This window comes from Streptomyces sp. NPDC059169, from assembly GCF_042755225.1.
Lineage (GTDB): Bacteria > Actinomycetota > Actinomycetes > Streptomycetales > Streptomycetaceae > Streptomyces.
The window spans coordinates 367,490-389,647 of the sequence record NZ_JBHZCF010000002.1 but is presented as its reverse complement, the minus strand read 5'-3'; the positions used below and the strand labels follow the sequence as shown (position 1 = coordinate 389,647).

Genomic DNA, 22,158 nt, shown 5'->3' with positions numbered 1-22,158 from the left:
GTCCAGTACCAGCGGATGTTGGCGGCCGGCTACCTGCCAGACGGGCTGGTGGGCCACTGGCCGCTGGACGGCTGCCGACGATGCTCAGATCTCGCCCCGGAGCTTGGCGAGCGCTTCGGCGAGGATCGCCTCCCCGTCGGCGTCACTGCGCCGCTCGCGGACGTAGGCGAGGTGCGTCTTGTAGGGCTCGGTGCGCGGGGGGGCCGGCGGATTGTCCCGGTCCTGTCCGGCCGGGAACCCGCACCGCGGGCAGTCCCAGCTGTCCGGAACCTGTGCGTCACTGGCGAAGCTGGGCTGCGTCTCGTGCCCGTTCGAGCACCAGAAGGAGATGCGGAGACGCGGCGCGGACTCGCCCCGCTCGGCCTCCCCCATCGGCCCCGCTCCGACCCGGCTTCCCCGGATCGCGTTGCCACTTGCCACGGTCGTAACTCCCTGCGTGATGGTGCTCGAAGATGCCCCAGTCTACGTAAGGCCCAACGCGCGTCCAGTGATTGGAGTTACACCCCCACCCCAGGAACGCCCTCGGATGGTCAGCTGTTCGCCTTCAGCAGCAGACCAAGTGTGACAATGCACGCGAACCACATCAGACCGATCACCACGGTGATGCGGTCGAGGTTGCGCTCGGCGACCGAGGAGCCGCCGACGGACGACTGCATGCCGCCGCCGAACATGTCGGAGAGGCCGCCGCCCTTGCCCTTGTGCATCAGCACCAGCAGCATCAGCAGCAGGCTGAAGACGAGCAGGGCGATCGAGAACCCCAGAATCACGGCTGGACCAACTTCCTCGGACGGGACGGGACTGAACAACTGATCAAGGAGACGGGGGCCGGGCGGTGGAGCCCCGGCCCCCGCAAGCCTACGACGAGGTTACCCATTTCCACGACCCTGACCGCGGACCGGATCCCTCCGCCCGGGCGGGCGGGGGGTCGCCCGGTCCTGCGGCCCGGTCACTGGTCGCGGAACCGGACGATCTTGACGAACTCATCGGCGTCCAGGGCCGCGCCGCCCACCAGGGCGCCGTCCACGTCGGGCTGCGCCATGATCGCCCCGACGTTGCCGGCCTTGACGGAGCCGCCGTACTGGATGCGGATCTTGTCGGCCACGTCCTGCGAGTACAGCTCGGCCAGCCGCCCGCGGATGGCCCCGCAGACCTCCTGGGCGTCCTCGGGGGTCGCGACCTCGCCGGTGCCGATGGCCCACACCGGCTCGTAGGCGATCACGATGGACTCGGCCTGCTCGGCCGGGACGTCCTTGAGGCCGCCGTCGAGCTGGGTGAGGGTGTACTGGACCTGCTGACCCGCCTTGCGGACCTCCAGGCCTTCGCCGACGCACAGGATCGGGGTCAGACCGTTGCGGTACGCGGCCTTCACCTTGGCGTTGCAGAGCTCGTCGGTCTCACCGTGGTACTGCCGTCGCTCGGAGTGACCGACGGCGACGTACGTGCACTTCAACTTGGCGAGCATGGGGCCCGCCACCTCACCGGTGTACGCACCGGAGTCGTGCGCCGAGATGTCCTGGGCGCCGTACTTGATCTTCAGCTTGTCGCCGTCCACCAGGGTCTGCACCGACCGCAGGTCGGTGAAGGGCGGCAGGACGGCGACCTCGACGGCCCCGTAGTCCTTGTCCGACAGGGCGAAGGCGAGCTTCTGGACGTGTGCGATGGCCTCGAGGTGGTTGAGGTTCATCTTCCAGTTGCCCGCCATCAGCGGGGTGCGGGTGCTCATGCGGGTCAGTCCTCCAGTGCGGCGAGTCCGGGAAGCGTCTTGCCCTCGAGGTACTCGAGGCTCGCGCCGCCACCGGTCGAAATGTGGCCGAATGCGTTCTCGTCGAAACCAAGCGTGCGCACGGCGGCGGCGGAGTCGCCGCCGCCGACGACGGTGAAGGCCTTGCTGTCCACGAGCGCCTTGGCGACCGCGGCGGTACCGCCCGCGTAGTCGGGGTGCTCGAAGACGCCCACCGGACCGTTCCAGAACACGGTCTCGGCATCGGCGATCTTCGAAGCGTACAGCTCGCGCGTCTTCGGTCCGATGTCGAGGCCCTCCTTGTCGGAGGGGATCTTGTCGGCGTCGACCGTGATGAACTCCGCCGGGGCCTTGGTCTTCAGGTCGGGGAACTCGGACGAGGCCAGCACGTCGACCGGCAGCACGATCTCGACGCCGCTCTTCTCGGCACGCTCCATGTACTCGGTGACCGTCGGGACCTGGTCCTCCTGGAGCAGGGAGATGCCGACCTCGTAGCCCTTGGCCTTGAGGAAGGTGTACGCCATGCCCCCGCCGATCAGCAGCCGGTCGGCCTTGCCGAGGAGCTCGTCGATGACGGCGAGCTTGTCGGAGACCTTGGCGCCGCCGAGGACGACGACGTACGGCCGCTCGACGCCGTGGGTCAGCTTCTTCAGGACACCGACCTCGGTGGCGATCAGGTAGCCGGCGGCGTGCGGCAGCCGGGCCGGGAGGTCGAAGACCGAAGCGTGCTTGCGGTGCACGGCTCCGAAACCGTCGCCCACGTAGACGTCGGCCAGGGCGGCGAGCTGGTCGGCGAAGGCGCCGCGCTCGGCGTCGTCCTTGGACGTCTCGCCCGGGTTGAAGCGGAGGTTCTCGATCACCGCGACGCTGCCGTCGGCGAGGGCATCGACGGTGGTGCGGGCCGACTCGCCGACGGTGTCGGTCGCGAACGCGACGTCGGCACCGAGCAGTTCACCGAGGCGCGCGGCAGCCGGCGCAAGCGAGAAGACCGGGTCCGGAGCGCCCTTGGGGCGGCCCAGGTGGGAGGCCACGACAACCCGGGCGCCCGCGTCGGCCAGCGCCTTCACGGTCGGCAGCACGGCCCGGATGCGGCCGTCGTCGGTGATCGTGGTGCCGTCCAGGGGCACGTTGAGGTCGGCGCGGACGAAGACCCGCCTGCCGGTGACGCCTTCGGCGAGAAGTTCGTCGATCGTCTGCATGGGTGGTGACTCCTAGGGAGGACGAGGGCAAGCGACAGGGCTCGCACAGCGCATCTTCGCGCCGCCCGAGCCCTGCTGCTCACATCGGGGTGCCTATCGGCCGGGGATCAGAGCTGGTTGCCGACGAACACGGTCAGGTCGACGAGGCGGTTGGAGTAGCCCCACTCGTTGTCGTACCAACCGACGATCTTGACCTGCTTGCCCTGGGCCATGGTCAGCTTCGAGTCGAAGGTGCAGGAAGCCGGCCAGTTGACGATGTCCGAGGAGACGATCGGGTCCTCGGTGTACTCGAGGATCCCCTTCAGCTCACCCTCGGACGCCTTCTGGAAGGCGGCGTTGATCTCGTCCTTGCTGACTTCGCGGTCGAGTTCGACGACGAGGTCGGTGACGGAGCCGGTCGGGACCGGGACGCGCATGGCGATGCCGTCCAGCTTGCCCTTCAGCTGCGGGAGGACCAGGGCGGTCGCCTTCGCGGCACCCGTCGAGGTCGGGATGATGTTCTCCGCGGCCGCACGGGCACGACGCAGGTCCTTGTGCGGGAAGTCCAGGATGCGCTGGTCGTTGGTGTAGGCGTGGACCGTGGTCATCAGGCCCTTGACGATGCCGAAGTTCTCGTCGAGGACCTTGGCCATCGGCGCCACGCAGTTGGTGGTGCAGGACGCGTTGGAGATGACGTGGTGGTTGGACGCGTCGTACTTGTCCTGGTTGACGCCCATGACGATGGTGATGTCCTCGTCGCTGGCCGGAGCCGAGATGAGGACCTTCTTCGCGCCACCGGCGATGTGCTTCTCGGCATCGGCCTTCTTCGTGAAGATGCCGGTCGACTCGATGACGACGTCGACGCCCAGCTCTCCCCACGGAATGTTCGCCGGGTCGCGCTCCGAGAGCACCTTGATCGTGTGGCCGTTGACGGTGATGGTGTCGGCGGTGTGGCTGACCTCAGCCTTGAGGCGGCCCAGGATCGTGTCGTACTTCAGCAGGTGGGCGGTGGTCGCGGTGTCACCCAGGTCGTTGACAGCCACGATCTCGATGTCTGCACCCTGCTCCAGCAGCGCGCGGAAGTAATTACGACCGATGCGGCCAAAGCCGTTGATGCCTACGCGGATCGTCACGAACCGATCTCCTCGTTGGTACGCCGGGTCGCCCCGGCGAGCATGTATAGGGATGTCCCCGACCGCTTACGACCCTACCTCCCCGGGGCTTGCGGAGTGACATCAAGCACGCCTTGTCCCACCCCTCAGACGGGCGGCCCGCACCTACCGACAAGTACGGGCCACCAGCGGCCGGAGCTGCTACACAGCGTCAGCGCCGGAGCGCGCTGAGCGCCTTTCCGATGATCTTCTTGCGGTCCTCCGCACTGGCCACGTGTTCCAGCCCGAAGCCCAGGAGCACGGTGTCGCGCGTGGCGACGGCCGCGGAGGAATGGAACAGGGCGGCCGATCGGGTCCAGTCCGAGGCGTTGCTCCGGCTGCCCGGCGGGGGGCCCGGCACGGACCACGGCCCCAGGGAGACCTCGAATCCCTCGGTGTCGACGGTGGTGCCGCCCGTCACGAGCCTCGTGTCGTCGACGAAGGCGCCCAGGCCGCCGGTACCGGGGTCGGTGATGTAGGAGACGGACAATTCGACCTGCTTGCCCGCGTAGGCGGTCAGGTCGAAGGAGACCTCCCGCCAGCCGTTGGAGCTGCCGGTGAACCGGTACCACGCCCCGGTCGTCCCGGTAGCGGCGCAGCCGTCGCCCTCGACCGTGAGGTAGTGGGCGAGGAAGGGGTGGCCGTTCACGTAGTACCCGCCGTCACACTCGGTGGGCGTCTGGGTGGTGGTGCCTCCGCCCGCGTCGGGCAGCGTCGTCCAGTCGTCCTGACCGACGGTGTGCGCCTCGACGACGACGTTGTCGTAGCCCTCCTCGGTGTCATAGCTGAGCTGGAAGTCGAGGGCGGGCGCGGCCGACGCGGGTGTCCCGGTCAGGTCGACGGTGCGGGTGAGCCGCATCCAGGAACTGTCGGCGTGCTCGGCCGCGGCGAAGGAGTCGCCCGCGTACGGCTCGAAGGGCGTCCGGACGCCCGGGTAGTCGCCCACCGCGACGCTGCGGAACTGCGGGAACTGGCGGGGCGCGAGCGTGTCGGAGGTGACGGTGTACGCCCCGGCCGCGTCCAGCGGGTTGCCCGTGGCGTCACCGAGGACGGCACCGACGCCGGCGAAGGCCCCCTCCCCGGCGAACGCGGGAGGCGATCTCAGCGCCGCCTTCCGATACGCCCCGAGGTAGTACTGGGCGAAGTCGTCGGATTCGGCGCGGCCGATGTCGACCCTGCCGCCGTTCTGTTCACCGGCGTTGATCAGCCCGCCCCCCTCGTTGACGTAGTCGCGGACGGCGAACATGGTGGGACCGGACGGCCTGCCGGCGCCCGTGTACCAGACGACGGTGCGGAAATGGGACAGCACACCCAGGGCGTGCGGCGTGCCCTGTGCCGCCACGTCCCACACGGCGGCCCTGCGGCCGTTGTCCGCGAGCGCCGCGGTGTAGGCGGCGAGGTGCCGGGCGGGTGCGCCCTCCTCGGCGAGCACGAGGGTGTCCGCGCGGGGCCGTTCGGCGACGGTGTACGTGAACGGGGTGCTGGTGGCGCGCCCGCCGCTGCGGGTGCGGCCGGTGAACCAGACCTCGACCCTGTCCCCGGCCCTGGCGCCCTTCACGGCTGCCCGGTACTGGTCGAAGTGGATGTTGTCCTCGCCGCCGTAGACGTCGCCGCCCTTCCAGGGCCGCAGCGCCGCGACGTGTGTGCGTCCGCCGTTGATGCGGTAGTTGAGCCGCTTGCCCCGCAGTGACGCGCGGGCGGTGACGGCGACTTGCTGGTCGCCCCGGGCGTACGAGACATCGAACGGGTCGGGGGTGAAGTCCGGGGCGTCGATGCCGACCGGGGAGGTCGGGCTGTCGGGGTGCGCGGCCGTCTCGGCGACGGCGAGCGCGAACGGGAGGTTCTTGGCGAACTCCTGCTGGATCAGCTTCTCGTCGTCGGGGAAGGTGAAGACGGACGCGCAGTCGGCCGGGTCCCAGGCGTCGTCGGGGTCGATGCGGGACGCGGTCGCACAGGTCGACATCTCCGGGGTGAACATCATCATCCCGTTGACGTTGGCCGCGTGTCCGTCCGCCTCGCCGTTGGTGGTGTACAGCTCGGAGGACAGCTGCGGGCGGTAGCCGGGGACGGCCGGTTTCTCGGGCGTCCCCGCCAGCGACGTGGCGAGGACGTCGTCCGGGGTCGGAGTGCCGACCTGCCAGCCCACGCCGTAGAGCAGCAGTTGGGCGGCGGAATGGTAGTTGATGCCGAAGTCGAAGCCGATGCGCCTCTCGAACGCGTCGAGGGCCCTGGTCTCGGGCTCGGAGTTCGGCGCCGCCCCGCGGTAGGTCTCGTCCTCGGGGTCGGGGGACGAACCCTCATTGTCGTAGCCCCACTTGTAGGCGAAGTTCCGGTTGAGGTCGACGCCGTCGCCGGGCGTGGTCTTCCCGTCGCCGTTGTTGTCCCGGAGGTTCTTGCGCCACTGGCGGTTCGCGGGGGACGCGTGCGTGTAGTCGTAGCCGTCGGGGTTGGCGGAGAGCAGGAACCACAGTTCGGTGGTATCCACGATGCGTGTGACGCGCGGGTCCTTGCCGTAGCCGGCGAGGTAGTGGTGGAGCAGGCGCCGCGTCATCTCGGGAGTGATCCACTCGCGGGCGTGCTGGTTGGACATGTAGAGCGTGGACGGCTTGGCCCCGTCGCGGTACTTCTTGGCGCCCTTGGTGAGTTTGAGCGCGAGGATGTCCTGGCCCTTCACGGTCTTTCCGATGCTCACGACCTTGGTGAGCGAGGGGTTGGCCCGGGCGGTGGCCAGGATCTCCTCCTTGAGGCCCCCGGGGCCCCCGTACGGACGGAACACCCCGTCCCCCGCGGCGGCGGCACGCCGGCGCGCCCCGGCGGAGACGGCGTGCTCGTTCAGGCTGATGCCCTGCGCGCGCAACCGGCCGGCCTGGTCGTCGGTCAGGTAGAGCTCGACGGTGGCAGTGCCCTTGGCCGGTACCTGTGCGGTCAGTTCGTGCCCGTCCACACCGGCGGCGAGGAGCGTCGACACTTGTTCCCCGGTGACGTGCGCGTGCCATACGGAGACACGGGCGTCGTCTCCTCCCTGGTCGGCGCGGGCGACCGGGGCGGCTGCCAGCCCGGCCAGAAGGAGTGAGGTCGTGGCGAGGATCGCTCTCGCTCTTCGTCTCATTGGCCCCCCTTGCTTTCGTCTGTCGCGAAAGAAAACAGATGCCAGATTCATGACTCTCCATGATCATGTCAAGAAGGCGTATTTCTCCGGGACCCGGAGAGGGAAGGCGACCGTCCGAGCACCCGAGTGGGCACCCTGCGCTGAGAGTTGAGGTGTCGGGGGCGGGACGGACGCCCGTAGGCGCTGCCCCGGGACCCGCCGCGCCGGGGCGCCTGAGCCGGGCGGGGGATCCGCGGAGCACCCGCACGCCCCCGGGAGCGAACGCGGCACCGCATCCGACTCACCACGCGAGCGGGGGTCGGCCGTCGTCCAGGAACTCGCGGCCGACCGGGCTGCCCGATCCACCACGCGAGCGGGGGACGGCTACGCCCCGGAAGACCCGCGGCGGCCTGCGCGAGGGGCTCCGGCGCGGCGCACCCGGTGCGCCGGGTTGCCGTACCCCGTGCGGTCGCCCGTACCCGAACGGCCTAGGGGGTGCCGCCCGCAGGGGCAGCCGGCACGGAGGGCCGGGATATCTCCGGGCCCCCGTACGAGAACGGGTAGGGCGCGCCGGGCACCTGGACCGGCAGGGATGAGGGGGAGGTCACGGCCTCCCGCTGGAACGGCCCCCCGGGCAGGGCGCTCCCGGGCGCCCCTGGCCGATCGTTCCCGGGCGCCGCTGACCGGACCTCCCCGGGCACGGGTCCGCCGGACCGGCGCGCGCGGGCACGGGTCCGGTCCCGACGTGCCGGACCGGACCGCCTACCGTGGATCGACGGGCACCTGGGCAACGGGCTCAGCCCACCAGCCCGTCGGCCATCTCCTCGGTGAGGTTGGACTCCGTACCCGGGATGCCGAGGTCCTGGGCCCGCTTGTCGGCCATCGCCAGGAGACGGCGGATACGACCCGCCACCGCGTCCTTCGTCAGCGGCGGGTCGGCGAGGGCGCCCAGCTCTTCGAGGGAAGCCTGCTTGTGCTCCATCCGGAGCCGGCCCGCCGCTGCGAGGTGCTCGGGCACCTCCTCACCGAGGATCTCCAGGGCGCGCTGGACGCGGGCGCCCGCGGCGACCGCAGCACGTGCGGAGCGACGCAGGTTGGCGTCGTCGAAGTTCGCGAGCCGGTTCGCCGTGGCCCGGACCTCGCGGCGCATCCGGCGCTCCTCCCAGGCCAGCACCGACTCGTGCGCCCCGAGCCTGGTCAGCAGCGCGCCGATCGCATCGCCGTCGCGGACCACGACCCGGTCCACGCCGCGCACCTCGCGGGCCTTCGCCGCGATGGACAGCCTGCGCGCGGCGCCGACCAGCGCCAGCGCCGCCTCGGGGCCGGGGCAGGTGACCTCCAGCGAGGAAGAACGACCCGGCTCGGTCAGCGAACCGTGCGCGAGGAACGCCCCGCGCCAGGCCGCCTCGGCGTCACACGTGGCCCCGGACACGACCTGTGGGGGCAAGCCGCGGATCGGCCGACCGCGGCCGTCGACCAGGCCGGTCTGGCGGGCCAGCTGGTCACCGCCCGCCACGACCCGGACGACGTAGCGCGAGCCGCGCCGCAGCCCCCCGGGAGCCATCACCACAAGATCCGATGAATGCCCGAAGATTTCCAGGATGTCCTTGCGGAGCCTGCGCGCCGCGATCCCCGTGTCCAGCTCCGCCTCGATCACGATGCGTCCGCTGACCAGGTGCAGTCCGCCCGCGAACCGAAGGATCGCCGAGACCTCCGCTTTTCTGCAGCAGGTCCGGGTGACGGGGAGCCGGGAGATTTCGTCCTTGACCGCTGCCGTCATCGCCATGGGCCGATCCTTCCATGCATCCGAAAAATACGGTCGTACGCGGCGGCCAGGAGCTCCGGGTCGTGCTTCTGCGCGCCTCCCCCGGGGCCGCCGGCCGCCACCGGAGCGAGCTCGACCGCGGCGCCGAGCCGCTGCGCAGCCTCGGCGAGGGACTCGCGGTCGGGCACGGCGGCCTCGTCGGCCAGCACCACGTCCAGGGCGAGTTTAGGGGCGTGTCGCCCCAAAACCTCCAAATGACGCTGCGGAGAGAATCCATCCGTTTCTCCGGGCTGCGGCGCCAGATTGAGCGACAGCACCCGGCGAGCCTTCGTCTCGACGAGCGCGTCCAGGAGTTCCGGCACCAGCAGGTGCGGAATCACCGAGGAGAACCAGGAACCCGGCCCCAGGACCACCCAGTCGGCGTCCAGGACGGCGGCGACGGCCTCGGGCACCGCCGGTGGGTCGTTCGGCACGAGGTGCACCGACTGCACCTCCCCCGGGGTGAGCGCCACCGTGGCCTGCCCCCGGACCGTGCGGATCTCGTCGGGGCACTCGGGATCGTGTCCCTTGACCAGGGCCTGGAGCTCCAGGGGCACGGCCGACATGGGCAGCACCCGACCGTGGGCACCGAGTAGCCGGCCGACCAGGTCCAGGGCCTGGACGTGGTCGCCGAGCTGCTCCCACAGGGCGACGATCAGCAGGTTGCCGACGGCGTGCTCGTGCAGCTCGCCCTGGGACTGGAAGCGGTGCTGGATGACCCGCGCCCAGGTCTGGCCCCAGTCGTCGTCACCGCAGAGCGCCGCGAGGGCCTTGCGGAGGTCGCCGGGCGGCAGGACGCCGAGCTCCTTGCGGAGCCTGCCGCTGGAGCCCCCGTCGTCGGCCACGGTGACGACCGCCGTGAGGTCACCGGTGATACGACGCAGGGCGGCGAGCGATGCGGACAGGCCCATGCCGCCGCCGAGCGCGACGACCTTGGGCTGGGTGCGGCGCCGCTGGCCGGCACGGAGCGCGTCGCTGCCCCGCAGCCGCCGTAGCCGGAGAGTACGACCGGTCACTCGCGCCCCATGTCCCGGTGGACGACGACCGTTTCGATCCCCTCGGCGCCGAGGCGGGCGGCGAGCTTCTCCGACATGGCGACGGAGCGGTGCTTGCCACCGGTGCAACCGACGGCGATGGTCACGTACCGCTTGCCCTCGCGCCGGTAGCCCGCCGCGATCAGCTGGAGCAGCTCGGTGTACTGGTTGAGGAACTCCTTGGCGCCCGCCTGGTTGAAGACGTAACCCGACACCTCCTCGTTGAGGCCGGTGAAGGGGCGCAGCTCCGGGACCCAGTGCGGATTGGGCAGGAAGCGGCAGTCCACCACCAGGTCGGCGTCGACCGGCAGGCCGTACTTGAAGCCGAACGACATGACGGTGGCCCGCAGCTCCGGCTCCTCGTCGCCGGCGAACTGGGCGTCCATCTTGGCGCGCAGCTCGTGGACGTTGAGGCTGGAGGTGTCGATCACCAGGTCGGCGTCGCCGCGCAGCTCCCGCAGGAGGTCCCGCTCCGCCGCGATGCCGTCGACGATGCGGCCGTCTCCCTGCAGCGGGTGCGGGCGGCGCACGGACTCGAAGCGGCGCACCAGGGCCTCGTCGGACGACTCCAGGAAGACAATCCGCCGGGTGACCTGCTTGGCGTCGAGATCCGCGAGGGACTCGCGGAGGTTGTCGAAGAACCGCCGGCCGCGGACGTCCACGACGACGGCGATGCGGGCCACGTTGCCCTGGGAACGCGCACCGAGCTCCACCATGGTGGGGATCAGCGCGGGCGGCAGGTTGTCGACGACGAACCAGCCGAGGTCCTCCAGGCACTTCGCCGCGGTGCTGCGGCCCGCGCCTGACATTCCGGAGATGATCACCAGCTCGGGGATGGCCGCTTCGGCGGCCTTCCCGGCGTCGGCCGTCGTACCCGTACTCACGTCTCCTGCTCCGTGTTCTGCTCGTTCCGTGCGGTCGCCCCCGGCCGCCTGCGGGACGGAACCAGCCGTGCCGCCGGCCGTCCCCGGGGCGGGCGCCCCGGGCTCCGCTGGCCGTTCAGGTCTGTTCTGCTCGGTCATGTCGTGCTGCCCCCGTCCTCGGTCGTGACTGCTGCCCCCTCGTGCTCTTCAATGATCTCTCCTGTCGCCGTGTTCACGGCGGGTGCGGTCGGGACCGCGTGTGCCAGGGCCACGACGACGGCCTCGGCCGTCTTCCTGCCCATGCCGGGGACCTCGCAGATCTGCTCGATTGTCGCCTGCCGCAGCCGCTTCACCGAGCCGAAGTGCTTGATCAGGGACTGTTTGCGGGTCTCCCCCAGCCCGGGCACGGCGTCCAGGGGGCTGGTGCGCAGCCGCTTGGTGCGCTTGGAACGCTGGTAGCGGATGGCGAAGTCATGGGCCGTGTCACGGACCCGCTGGATGAGGTACAAGCCTTCGCTGGTGCGGGGCAGGACGACCGGGTCGTCCTCGCCGGGCAGCCAGACCTCTTCCATCCGCTTGGCGATCCCGCAGACGGCCACGTCGTCGATGCCGAGCTCCTCCAGGGCCCGCCGGGCCGCGGCGACCTGCGGCTGACCGCCGTCGACGATCACGAGCTGCGGCGGGTAGGCGAAGCGCTTCGGCCTTCCGTCACCGTCGTCCGCCGTGACCTCGCCGACCTCGGCGCCCCACTCCCCGGTCCTCTCCTTCTCGGCGAGGTACCGCCTGAAGCGCCTGCTGATCACCTCGTGCATCGAGCGGACGTCGTCCTGTCCCTCGAAGCCCTTGATCTGGAAGCGGCGGTACTCGCTCTTGCGGGGCAGGCCGTCCTCGAAGACCACCATGGAGGCGACCACGTCCTCCCCCTGGAGGTGCGAGATGTCGAAGCACTCGATCCGCAGCGGCACCGAGTCCAGGTCCAGCGCCACCGCGATCTCCTCCAGAGCACGGGAGCGGGTCGTGAGGTCACTGGCCCGCTTGGTCTTGTGCAGTACGAGCGCCTGCTGGGCGTTGCGGCCGACCGTCGCCATGAGGTCCTTCTTGTCCCCGCGCTGGGGGATCCGCAGCGACACGGACGATCCGCGCCGTCCGCTCAGCCACTGGGTGACCGCGGCGAGGTCCTCGGGAAGGGCGGGGACGAGGACCTCCTTGGGAACAGCGTCTCCGCTCTCCTCTCCGTAGAGCTGCTGCAGTGCGTGCTCCACCAGGCCGGCCGTGTCGACCGCCTCGACCTTGTCCGTGACCCAGCCGCGCTGGCCGCGCACCCGCCCGCCGCGGACGTGGAAGATCTGCACGGCGGCCTCCAGCTCGTCCTCCGCGACCGCGATCAGATCGGCGTCGGTGGCGTCGGCCAGCACCACGGCGTTCTTCTCCATGGCCCGCTTGAGCGCCTCTATGTCGTCACGGAGGCGGGCCGCGCGCTCGTACTCCATGTCGTCGGCGGCCGCCGCCATGTCCTTCTCCAGACGGCGGAGGTACGTGCCCGTACGACCGGCCATGAAGTCGCAGAACTGGTCGGCCAGTTCGCGGTGCTCCTCCGGGCTGACCCGCTCCACGCAGGGCGCCGAGCACTTGCCGATGTAGCCGAGCAAGCAGGGGCGACCGGTCCTGGCGGCGTTCTTGAACACCCCGGCGGAGCAGGTGCGCACGGGGAAGACGCGGAGCATCAGGTCGACCGTCTCGCGGATCGCCCACGCGTGCGCGTAGGGGCCGAAGTACCGCACGCCCTTGCGCTTGGCCCCTCGCATCACCTGGACGCGTGGGAACTCCTCGTTCATGGTGACCGCGAGGTACGGATAGCTCTTGTCATCCCGGTACTTGACATTGAACCGGGGGTCGAACTCCTTGATCCAGGAGTACTCCAGCTGCAGCGCCTCCACCTCGGTGGAGACGACCGTCCACTCCACGGAGGCCGCGGTGGTGACCATCGTGCGGGTGCGGGGGTGCAGGCCCGCCAGGTCCTGGAAGTAGTTGGCGAGACGCTGCCGCAGGCTCTTCGCCTTGCCGACGTAGATCACCCTGCGGTGCTCGTCACGGAACTTGTAGACCCCCGGCGAGTCGGGGATCTGTCCCGGCTTGGGGCGGTAGCTGGAGGGGTCGGCCATGCCGCCCACCCTACTGTCGGGCACCGACAACCGGGGCCGGCGTCGGACACGCCCGGCCCGGTTCCTGCGTTCCGGCACGTAGGCGCACCGGACGGGGCCGTCCGACACGTGCCCTGGGCACCTGACGTTGTCCGCGCCAGGTCAACGCGCTTCAATGCGGGGTGACACGCGGCTGTGTACGGCGCGTCCGGGGTGTGAACAGCCGTCCAGATCCGCCACGCCCGCACCGCGGTACGACTCCCGCCGGTCGACGTGCACGTTCCACCGAGGAGTCCCCATGGGGTACCCCGCGCACACCTCCCCCGCAGCACGCGCCGCGCACGCCGAGGGCGAGCTGGCCCAGGTGCTCCAGACGGGCCCGTTCCACCTGGCACTGCGCGCGGCGCTGGCCGTGCGCGGACTGCCGCTCCAGCGGGTCCAGCACCATCTCGCCCACCGTGGGATCAAGGTCGGGGTGACCAGCCTGAGTTACTGGCAGCAGGGTGCGCGCCGCCCGCAGCGTCCCGAGTCGCTGCGGGCGGTACGGGCGCTGGAGGAGGTGCTCCGGCTACCGGGGAACTCGCTGCTGCGGCTGCTCCCCGCAGCGGGACGTACGGCCGACGGGCCGACGCGGCGCGCCGGGCGCCCGGGCCGCTCGCCCTCGGGGGCGTCCTCCGTGGTGGAGCGGTTGACGGCCGAGCTGGAGCAACCGGCGGACTCCGGACTGCACACGCTGGCCCACCACGAGCGAGTGCGGTTCGGAGCCGGCCGTGAGCTTCTCGGGCAGGACTCGCAGCACCTCGTCCGGGCGCACCGCGACGGCGTCGACCGGTGCGTGGCGGTCCACCGGGGCGGCCCGGGGTCCGATCCGGAGCGGGTGGTGTTGCGGGCGACGGAGAACTGCCGCACCGGTCGGGTGCGCACGGACCGCGAGACCGGGGTGCTGGTCGTCGAGCTGCTCTTCGACACCGCGCTGCGCGCGGGGGACACGCACCTGTTCGGCTACGACTTCGAGGACGGCACCGCGGGGCCCAGCAACGAGTACCTGCGCGGCTTCGGCAGCCCGGGCGGGCTGTACGTCCTGCAGGTGCGGTTCGACGAGGCGGCGCTGCCGGTGCGCTGCCGACGCTTCGCGCGCTCCGCGCCGGGCGCACCGCGGACCGGGCGCACGGAGCTGGTGCTGCACGAGGGGCACCGCACCGTCCACCTGGTCGAGCAGGGGGTGCGGTCCGGGTTCCTGGGGATCGACTGGGAGTGGCAGTGAGGCCCTCCCCTGCGCCGGTCCCGAGCGGCGCTCAGGCGCCGGGTCCCGCGATCAGCTTGCCGTCGCGCACCGCGACCGGGACCTTGGGGAGCGGCACCGTCGCCGGCCCCCGGACCGCCTCCCCCGTGGTGACGTCGAACCGGCTGCCGTGGCAGGGGCAGTTGCCCTCGGTGCCCTCGACCTTCTCCAGTACGCACCCGGCGTGGGTGCACTGCGCGCTGAACGCCTGGTACGTGCCCCTGGCCGGGCAGTGCACGACGAGACGCTGCTCCCGGTAGAGCTTGGCACCGCCGACGGGCACCGCATCCGCGGCGCCGAGGTCGACCGGTGCGGTGGGGGTGGGCACCTGGGCGTGGCCGACGTTGGACTCGGTGGAACAGGCGGCGGCGCCCAGTCCGGCGGCCCCGGCGAGTGCGGCGCCTTTCAGCACGGTACGGCGGGCGGGGGGTCCCACCGGCCGGAGGTGAGCGGAGGGCTGGCCGGACATGAAGTGCTCCAGGGCTCTGGGATCGAGGGAGGCGTCGGGGCGGCGCCAGGGCGCCGGCACCGCCGACAGACGCGACGATACCGGCGCAGACTGCGCCCTCCGCGGCCGGGTCCCGACCGGTCGGCGAGGGTGCGGGCGCGGCCGTGGCGGGACTGTCGCGGCCCCGGACGATGGGTTACGTTGCAGGCGTGATCGTCGTCGCCGGTGAGTCCCTGATCGATCTGGTCCCGCAACGGGCGGCGGTCGGGGGCGAGGCGCTGCCGCCCCTGCTGCCACGGCTCGGCGGCGGCCCGTTCAACACCGCGGTGGCCCTGGGACGGCTGGGCGCGGACGTCACGTTCTGTTCGCGGGTCTCGACGGACGGTTTCGGAGAGGCGCTGCTGGACGGTCTGCGGGCGGCGGGAGTCGGGACGTCCCTGGTGCAGCGCGGCCCGGAACCAACCACCCTCGCGGTCGCCGCGATAGAGGCCGACGGGTCCGCGGGGTACGGCTTCTACGCCTCCGGCAGTGCCGACCGGTTGTTCGCGCTGCCTCCGGAACTGCCCGCCGGGGTGGAGGCGTTGGCGCTCGGAACGTGTTCCCTGGTGTTGGAGCCGGGGGCGAGCGCCTATGAGGCGCTGTTGCACCGGGAGGCTGCACGAGGGGTCTTCACCCTGCTCGATCCGAACATCAGGCCGGGTCTGATCTCGGAACCGGACGCGTACCGGGCGCGGTTCACGAGGTGGCTTGCGTCGGTGACGCTGCTGAAGGTGTCCGAGGACGACGTCAAATGGCTCGGCGGTTCTCCGGAGGAGTGGCTCGGGCTCGGCCCCGCGGCCGTCGTCCTCACCCACGGTGAGCGCGGGCTCACGGTGTACACCCGGGACGGTGCGGAGATCTCCGTTCCGGGTGTCGAGGTGACGGTCGCCGACACCATCGGCGCGGGCGACACGGTCAACGCAGCACTGCTGGACGACCTGGCGCGGCGTGCGGCGCTCGCATCGGAGGCCCTGCTCTCCCTCGGCTCCGCCGGCTGGACGGAGGTCCTGTCCTTCGCGGCACGCGCCGCCGCCCTGACGTGCGCCCGCACCGGTGCGGAACCCCCGTACGCGTCGGATCTGCGGTAGCCCGTCCGAACCCACGCGGCACGGAGGCCGCTGGGGAGGCGCCACGGGGCCGCGCCCGCGGGCTTCCCTCCGTGGGCACGGCCCGTTGTGCCGTCGCCGTTGGTCCTGCCGCCCCCGGGCAGCGGCAGGACCAACGGGGCCGCGCACCCGGAGGTCAGGCCTTGCGCGCCCGTGTGCGAGCCGTGGCCGTCTTCTTCACCGGCGTGGCGTTCGCCGACACCTTCTTCCGCGTCGCCGTGTTGTTCGCCGACACCGTCTTCTTGGCGGACACCGTCTTCTTGGCGGCGGCCTTCTTCGCCGGCGCCTTCCGGGACTGCGCAGGGACGGTGTCGACGATCCGCTCCCCTCCGAGGATGTCCCGCAGGAACTTCCCGGTATGGCTGGAGGGAACCGCGGCGACCTGCTCGGGAGTGCCCTCCGCGATCACGAGGCCGCCGCCGCTGCCTCCCTCGGGTCCCATGTCGACGACCCAGTCCGCGGTCTTGATCACATCGAGGTTGTGCTCGATCACGATCACGGAGTTGCCCTTGTCGACCAGTCCGGACAACACGTTGATCAGCTTCGAGATGTCCTCGAAGTGCAGACCGGTGGTCGGCTCGTCCAGGACGTAGACCGTTCGGCCCGTGGAACGCTTCTGGAGCTCGGAGGCCAGCTTGACGCGCTGTGCCTCCCCTCCGGAGAGCGTCGGCGCGGACTGCCCGAGCCGGACGTAGCCCAGCCCCACCTCGTTGAGGGTCTTCAGATGGCGCGCGATCGTCGGCACCGCCTCGAAGAAGTGCAGCGCCTCCTCGATCGGCATGTCCAGCACCTCGGCGATGGACTTGCCCTTGTAGTGGACCTCCAGGGTCTCGCGGTTGTAGCGCGCCCCGTGGCAGACCTCGCACGGGACGTACACGTCCGGCAGGAAGTTCATCTCGATCTTGATGGTGCCGTCGCCCGAGCAGTTCTCACAGCGGCCGCCCTTGACGTTGAAGGAGAAGCGGCCGGGGAGGTAGCCACGGACCTTCGCCTCCATCGTCTCGGCGAACAGCCTGCGCACGTGGTCGAAGACGCCCGTGTACGTGGCCGGGTTGGACCGTGGCGTGCGGCCGATGGGCGACTGGTCCACGTGTACGACCTTGTCGACGAGGTCGTCGCCGTCCACCCGGGTGTGCCGACCGGGCACCGACTTGGCGCCGTTGAGCTCGCGCGCCAAGTGGGTGTAGAGGATGTCGTTGACGAGCGTCGACTTTCCGGAGCCGGACACCCCGGTCACGGCGGTGAACAGGCCGAGCGGGAACGACACGTCGATGTCCCGCAGGTTGTTCTCGCGGGCCCCGTGGACCGTCAGCTGCCGGCCGGGGTCCATGGGACGCCGGACGTCCGGCGTCGGGATGGCCCGCTTGCCCGACAGGTACTGCCCGGTCATCGACTCCTTGTTGCCCAGGAGCTGCTTCAGCGGCCCGGAGTGGACGACCTTCCCCCCGTGCTCGCCCGCACCGGGGCCGATGTCCACGACCCAGTCGGCGGTCTTGATGGTGTCCTCGTCGTGCTCCACGACGATCAGCGTGTTGCCCATGTCCCGCAGCCGGACGAGGGTCTCGATGAGCCGGTGGTTGTCGCGCTGGTGCAGGCCGATGGACGGCTCGTCGAGCACGTAGAGCACGCCGACGAGGCCCGAGCCGATCTGGGTGGCGAGTCGGATGCGTTGGGCCTCACCACCGGAGAGCGTGCCCGCAGCCCGGTTGAGCGACAGGTAGTCGAGGCCGACGTCGACCAGGAACCGCAGCCGCTCGTTGACCTCCTTGAGGACCCGTTCGGCGATCTTCTTGTCGCGGGCGTTGAGCGTGAGTCGGCCGAGGAAGTCGGCACACTCACTGATCGACATTCCGGAGACGTCGGCAATGGACTTCTCCATCACCGTGACGGCGAGGACGATCGGCTTCAGCCGCGTGCCCTGGCAGGTGGGGCAGGGCACCTCGCGCATGTAGCCCTCGAAGCGCTCACGGCTCGCATCGCTCTCCGCGTCGCTGTGGCGCCGCTTCACGAAGGACACCGCCCCCTCGAACGCCGGGGTGGTGTACGCGCGCTCCCTGCCGTACCGGTTGCGGTAGCGGACCTCGACCTGCGTCTTGTGGCCGTACAGCAGGGCCTTCTTGGCGCGCTGGGGCAGCCCGGCCCAGGGCATGTCGGTGGAGAATCCGAGGGCCTGGGCGAGCCCGCCGATCAGCCGCCCGAAGTACTCCTTGGTGTGCCCGTGGGACCAGGGGTGGATGGCCCCCTCGTCGAGCGAGCGCTGCTCGTCGGGGACGATCAGCTCGGGGTCCACCTCCATGCGGGTGCCGATGCCGGTGCAGTCGGGGCAGGCACCGAACGGCGAGTTGAAGGAGAAGGAGCGCGGCTCCAGCTCTTCGAAGGACAGGTCGTCATAGGGGCAGTACAGGTGCTCGGAGTACATCCGCTCGCGCTCGGGGTCGTCCTCGGGGAGGTCGACGAAGTCGAGCACGACCATGCCGCCGGAGAGGCCCAGGGCGGTCTCCACGGAGTCGGTGAGCCGCCGCTTGGCGCCGTCCTTGACGGTCAGGCGGTCGACGACCACCTCGATGGTGTGCTTCTCCTGCTTCTTCAGCTTGGGCGGTTCGGCCAGCTGGATCGTCTGCCCGTCGACGCGCGCCCGGCTGTACCCCTTGGTCTGGAGGTCGGCGAACAGGTCGACGAACTCGCCCTTCCGCTCGCGCACGAGCGGCGACAACACCTGGAACCGGCTGCCTTCGGGCAGCTCCAGCACCTTGTCGACGATGGCCTGCGGCGACTGGCGTGCGATGGGACGTCCGCACTCGGGACAGTGCGGCTTGCCGATCCGGGCGAAAAGCAACCGGAGGTAGTCGTACACCTCGGTGATCGTGCCGACCGTCGAACGCGGGTTGCGCGACGTGGACTTCTGGTCGATCGAGACGGCCGGGGACAGGCCTTCGATGAAGTCGACGTCCGGCTTGTCCATCTGGCCCAGGAACTGCCGGGCGTAGGAGGAGAGCGACTCGACGTATCGGCGCTGCCCCTCGGCGAAGATCGTGTCGAACGCGAGGGACGACTTGCCCGACCCCGAGAGCCCGGTGAAGACGATGAGGGAGTCACGCGGGAGGTCGAGCGAGACGTTCTTGAGGTTGTGCTCGCGAGCGCCACGGACGATGAGACGGTCGGCCACGCCGGGTCCGCACCTTTCTTGAGAAGAAGTCCTGAAGAGCGGGGACACAGCCCCCGTCCCAGACTGTTCCAGCCTATGGGGGCCGCCGGATCAATGAATGCCTGACTAGTGAATGCCTGACTACCAAGGATGCCTCCACCGAGCCTATAGCACGTGCATTCGATTTCTCTCAGTCCTCTGCCACCTTCACCCGAACGTGTGGTGGAGCTATCGTCGGCGTCATGATCGATCCTGTGCGCGACCTGGCATCCGTACGCGAGGCGACGGACCGACTGCTCACCGCAGCCGCCGCCCTGGACAGCGCGGCTCTCGGCGAGCCGTCACGACTCCCCGGGTGGAGCCGCGGCCATGTGCTGGCCCACCTCTCCCGCAACGCCGACGCCCTCGTCAACGCCCTCGAAGGCCGTCCCATGTACGTCAGCGGCGACGCGCGCAACGCCGACATCGAGCGCGACGCGCCGCGCCCGCTCGATGTCCAGCTCGACGACGTGCGCGACAGCGCCGCCCGCTACCAATCGGTCGCCTCGGGGGAATCCGACTGGTCCCGCACCGTCGAGCTGCGCAACGGAGTGAAGGACACCACCGCCCGCATCCCGTTCCGACGGCTCGTCGAGTTGGAGCTGCACCACGTCGACCTGGGCATCGGGTACGAGCTGGAAGACCTGCCCGACGGGTTCGTCGAGCGGGAGATCGGGTTCCTCGCCGACAGGTTCGCCGGCCACCATGACGTGCCGACCACCACCGTCGTCGCCGACGACGGCCGGGAGTGGACCACGGGCGGGGGCGCAGAAGGCACCCCCGTCGCGGTGCGGGGAACCGCCGCGGACCTGCTCGGCTGGCTCTGCGGCCGTAGGGACGGGTCGGCGCTCAGGATCACCGGAGGATCCCTGCCTCAGCTGCCTCCCCTGTAGTCGGCTGAGTACGCTGACCCCATGACATACAGCGGAGCGGTGAAGGTGGGCGGTCCGGCGGACGTGCACGAGCTGGCGGACCTGATGATCTCCAAGGTCGCCGTCGGCCCGATGGACAACAACTCCTACCTGCTGCGCTGCCGGACCACCGGCGAGCAACTGCTGGTCGACGCGGCCAACGAGGCCGACACGCTGCTCCGGCTGATCGGTGACGACGGCATCACGGCCGTCGTCACCACCCACCGGCACGGTGACCACTGGCAGGCGCTGGCCGACGTGGTCGCGGCCACGGGTGCCCGCACGTACGCGGGGCGCCACGACGCGGCGGGCATCCCCGTGCCGACGGACGTCCTGGTCGATGACGGGGACACCATCCGGGTGGGCCGGGTCGAGCTCACCGCGCGCCACCTGGTGGGACACACCCCGGGGTCGATCGCCCTCGTCTACGACGACCCACACGGCCACCCGCACGTCTTCACCGGCGACTGCCTCTTCCCGGGCGGAGTGGGGAACACCTGGAAGGACCCGGAGGCCTTCGCCTCGCTCGTCCGCGACGTCGAGACCAAGCTCTTCGACGTCCTTCCGGACGAGACCTGGGTCTATCCGGGCCACGGCAACGACACGACGCTCGGCAAGGAGCGCCCGCACCTCCCGGAGTGGCACGCGCGCGGCTGGTGACGACGGTGCGGGGCGCCGGTGGCCCCGCTCCGGCAGACCTCCGGTACCCGCTCACGGCCGGTGATCGTGATCCGCAAGCCTCTGTGCGCCCCGTAACCAGCGCTCATCACGGGTAGTTGTCGCAACATGCACAACAGTCACCCTGTGTCGCCTACCATGTCGCCGCCGAAGCGCTCCGCCCCGTCCATGACCCGGCTCGCCCTGTCGGCCCTCATCGGGACGGCCGTCGAGTTCTACGACTTCTTCGTGTACGGCACCGCGGCGGCGCTGGTGCTCGGGCCGTTGTTCTTCCCGACCATCTCCCCGGTCGCGGGGACCCTCGCCGCCTTCGGCACCTTCGCGGTCGGATTCGTCGCGCGGCCGCTCGGCTCCGCGCTCTTCGGCCACATCGGCGACCGCCATGGACGGCGGCCCGTCCTCTTCGCCTCGCTGCTACTGACGGGGGCGGCGACGGTCGCGGTGGGCTGTGTGCCGTCGTACGCGACACTCGGTACCGCCGCGCCGGCCCTGCTGCTGGCGCTGCGCTTCCTGCAGGGCCTCGGTCTCGGGGGCGAATGGGGCGGCGCGGTGCTGCTCACCGCCGAACACGCGCCGGCCGGGCGGCGCGCCTTGTGGTCGAGCTTTCCGCAGGTCGGTCCGGCGGTCGGATTCCTGCTGGCCAACGGGGTGATGCTGGCCCTGTCCGCGGGTCTCAGCGACACGCAGTTCCGCAGTTGGGGATGGCGAGTCCCGTTCTGGGCGGCGGGCCTGCTCGCCGCGGCCGGACTGCTGCTGCGCCGTTCGCTCACGGAGACACCGCAGTTCGAGCAGCTCACCGAACGGGCCCGCCTCCCGCTCGCCGAGGTGCTTCGCGGGCACTGGAGGCTGGTACTCCTCACCGCCGGAGCTCTGTCGGTGGGGTACGCGGTCTTCTACACCGTCTCCACCTGGGCCCTGGCGTACGGCACCGAACGCCTCGGGGTCAGCCGCACGGTGATGCTCGTGTGCGTCATGGCAGCGGTGGCCGTGATGGGGGCGGTGACGCCGTTCGTGGCCTTGCTCGGTGACCGGTACGGCAGGCGGGTCCTCTGCCTCACCGGTTGTACGGCGATCGCCCTGTGGATGTTTCCGACGGCGGCGTTGCTGCAGACCGCACGACCGCTGCTGATGTTCGCCGGGCTCCTGGGCGCGCTGCTCGCCTTCATCACCGTGTTCGCCGTGGTCGCGGCCTACCTGCCGGAACTGTTCGAGCCGAGGGTGCGGTGCACGGGTGCGGCGGTCGGCTACAACCTTGCGGGCGTCCTGGGCGGAGCGCTCACTCCGATCGTGGCGACGGCGGTCGCGGCCGGGAGCGGTCCGCCGTGGGGGGTGGCGACGTACGTGACGGGACTCGCACTGCTCAGCCTGGGATGCTTCGCCCTCCTGCCGGAGACCCTCCCCGCACGCGCAGCGGTCGTCCGGAGCCCCGGGGAGGGGGCGACCGCCTGAGCGCGGTCGGAACGGATGCTTCGCCCGCGGTCCCGCCACGCGACCCCGTGTGCCGGGGGCC

General features: G+C 70.7%; 17 protein-coding genes. 5 read left to right on the top strand and 12 right to left on the bottom strand.

Going from position 1 to position 22,158, the window contains the following annotated elements; genetic code table 11:
• Positions 1 to 84: 84 nt before the first annotated feature.
• The 10 genes from ACFXOM_RS05570 to uvrC all read right to left on the bottom strand — a co-directional run bounded on the left by ACFXOM_RS05570 (position 85) and on the right by uvrC (position 13,021).
• On the bottom strand, positions 85 to 420 hold the full coding sequence (locus ACFXOM_RS05570; RefSeq protein ID WP_173263245.1) for an RNA polymerase-binding protein RbpA: 336 nt from the start codon (positions 418 to 420) through the stop codon (positions 85 to 87).
• A 110-nt stretch (positions 421 to 530) separates the two neighbouring features.
• Complete coding sequence (gene secG / locus ACFXOM_RS05565; RefSeq protein WP_384935770.1) at positions 531 to 767, bottom strand: preprotein translocase subunit SecG; 237 nt, start codon at positions 765 to 767, stop codon at positions 531 to 533.
• Between the two features lie 179 nt (positions 768 to 946).
• Entirely contained in the window at positions 947 to 1,723 is a 777-nt protein-coding gene (gene tpiA, locus ACFXOM_RS05560; protein ID WP_384935773.1) for a triose-phosphate isomerase, read from the bottom strand.
• A gap of 5 nt (positions 1,724 to 1,728) precedes the next feature.
• Positions 1,729 to 2,940, bottom strand: a complete 1,212-nt coding sequence (locus tag ACFXOM_RS05555; protein WP_384944767.1) for a phosphoglycerate kinase — start codon at positions 2,938 to 2,940, stop codon at positions 1,729 to 1,731.
• Positions 2,941 to 3,047: 107 nt separating this feature from the next.
• Positions 3,048 to 4,052: a type I glyceraldehyde-3-phosphate dehydrogenase gene (gene gap / locus ACFXOM_RS05550; RefSeq protein ID WP_384935779.1), complete on the bottom strand. Its 1,005-nt coding sequence runs from the start codon at positions 4,050 to 4,052 to the stop codon at positions 3,048 to 3,050.
• 190 nt (positions 4,053 to 4,242) lie between these two features.
• Entirely contained in the window at positions 4,243 to 7,179 is a 2,937-nt protein-coding gene (locus tag ACFXOM_RS05545) for a M14 family zinc carboxypeptidase (RefSeq protein WP_384944771.1), read from the bottom strand.
• Between the two features lie 775 nt (positions 7,180 to 7,954).
• Positions 7,955 to 8,944: a DNA-binding protein WhiA gene (whiA, locus tag ACFXOM_RS05540; RefSeq protein ID WP_093653140.1), complete on the bottom strand. Its 990-nt coding sequence runs from the start codon at positions 8,942 to 8,944 to the stop codon at positions 7,955 to 7,957.
• A complete protein-coding gene (yvcK, locus tag ACFXOM_RS05535) occupies positions 8,935 to 9,978 on the bottom strand; it encodes a uridine diphosphate-N-acetylglucosamine-binding protein YvcK (RefSeq protein ID WP_384935789.1) in 1,044 nt (347 codons plus the stop codon). Before yvcK ends, whiA begins: the two co-directional genes overlap by 10 nt.
• Positions 9,975 to 11,018, bottom strand: coding sequence for an RNase adapter RapZ (rapZ, locus tag ACFXOM_RS05530; RefSeq protein ID WP_384944774.1), 1,044 nt, complete (start codon positions 11,016 to 11,018; stop codon positions 9,975 to 9,977). The genes yvcK and rapZ overlap by 4 nt, the downstream gene beginning before the upstream one ends.
• On the bottom strand, positions 11,015 to 13,021 hold the full coding sequence (gene uvrC, locus ACFXOM_RS05525; RefSeq protein WP_385037024.1) for an excinuclease ABC subunit UvrC: 2,007 nt from the start codon (positions 13,019 to 13,021) through the stop codon (positions 11,015 to 11,017). Before uvrC ends, rapZ begins: the two co-directional genes overlap by 4 nt.
• Positions 13,022 to 13,298: 277 nt before the next feature.
• Here uvrC and ACFXOM_RS05520 point away from each other — a divergent pair, with 277 nt between their 5' ends.
• A complete protein-coding gene (locus ACFXOM_RS05520) occupies positions 13,299 to 14,264 on the top strand; it encodes a hypothetical protein (RefSeq protein ID WP_385037021.1) in 966 nt (321 codons plus the stop codon).
• Between the two features lie 31 nt (positions 14,265 to 14,295).
• Here the strand turns inward: ACFXOM_RS05520 and ACFXOM_RS05515 are convergent, their stop codons facing one another.
• Positions 14,296 to 14,751: a Rieske (2Fe-2S) protein gene (locus ACFXOM_RS05515; RefSeq protein WP_384935800.1), complete on the bottom strand. Its 456-nt coding sequence runs from the start codon at positions 14,749 to 14,751 to the stop codon at positions 14,296 to 14,298.
• Between the two features lie 188 nt (positions 14,752 to 14,939).
• Between ACFXOM_RS05515 and ACFXOM_RS05510 the strand changes: the two genes are divergently transcribed.
• On the top strand, positions 14,940 to 15,857 hold the full coding sequence (locus ACFXOM_RS05510; protein ID WP_385037018.1) for a carbohydrate kinase: 918 nt from the start codon (positions 14,940 to 14,942) through the stop codon (positions 15,855 to 15,857).
• A 154-nt stretch (positions 15,858 to 16,011) separates the two neighbouring features.
• On the opposite strand, the gene uvrA is transcribed toward ACFXOM_RS05510, so the two are convergent.
• Positions 16,012 to 19,041, bottom strand: coding sequence for an excinuclease ABC subunit UvrA (uvrA, locus tag ACFXOM_RS05505; RefSeq protein WP_384935805.1), 3,030 nt, complete (start codon positions 19,039 to 19,041; stop codon positions 16,012 to 16,014).
• 221 nt (positions 19,042 to 19,262) lie between these two features.
• Here uvrA and ACFXOM_RS05500 point away from each other — a divergent pair, with 221 nt between their 5' ends.
• The 3 genes from ACFXOM_RS05500 to ACFXOM_RS05490 all read left to right on the top strand — a co-directional run bounded on the left by ACFXOM_RS05500 (position 19,263) and on the right by ACFXOM_RS05490 (position 22,097).
• Positions 19,263 to 19,952, top strand: a complete 690-nt coding sequence (locus tag ACFXOM_RS05500) for a maleylpyruvate isomerase family mycothiol-dependent enzyme (protein WP_384935808.1) — start codon at positions 19,263 to 19,265, stop codon at positions 19,950 to 19,952.
• Positions 19,953 to 19,973: 21 nt separating this feature from the next.
• Complete coding sequence (locus ACFXOM_RS05495) at positions 19,974 to 20,630, top strand: MBL fold metallo-hydrolase (RefSeq protein ID WP_384935810.1); 657 nt, start codon at positions 19,974 to 19,976, stop codon at positions 20,628 to 20,630.
• Between the two features lie 186 nt (positions 20,631 to 20,816).
• Positions 20,817 to 22,097 (top strand): MFS transporter, encoded by a 1,281-nt coding sequence (locus ACFXOM_RS05490; protein WP_384935878.1) that lies wholly within the window; start codon positions 20,817 to 20,819, stop codon positions 22,095 to 22,097.
• Positions 22,098 to 22,158 lie beyond the last annotated feature (61 nt).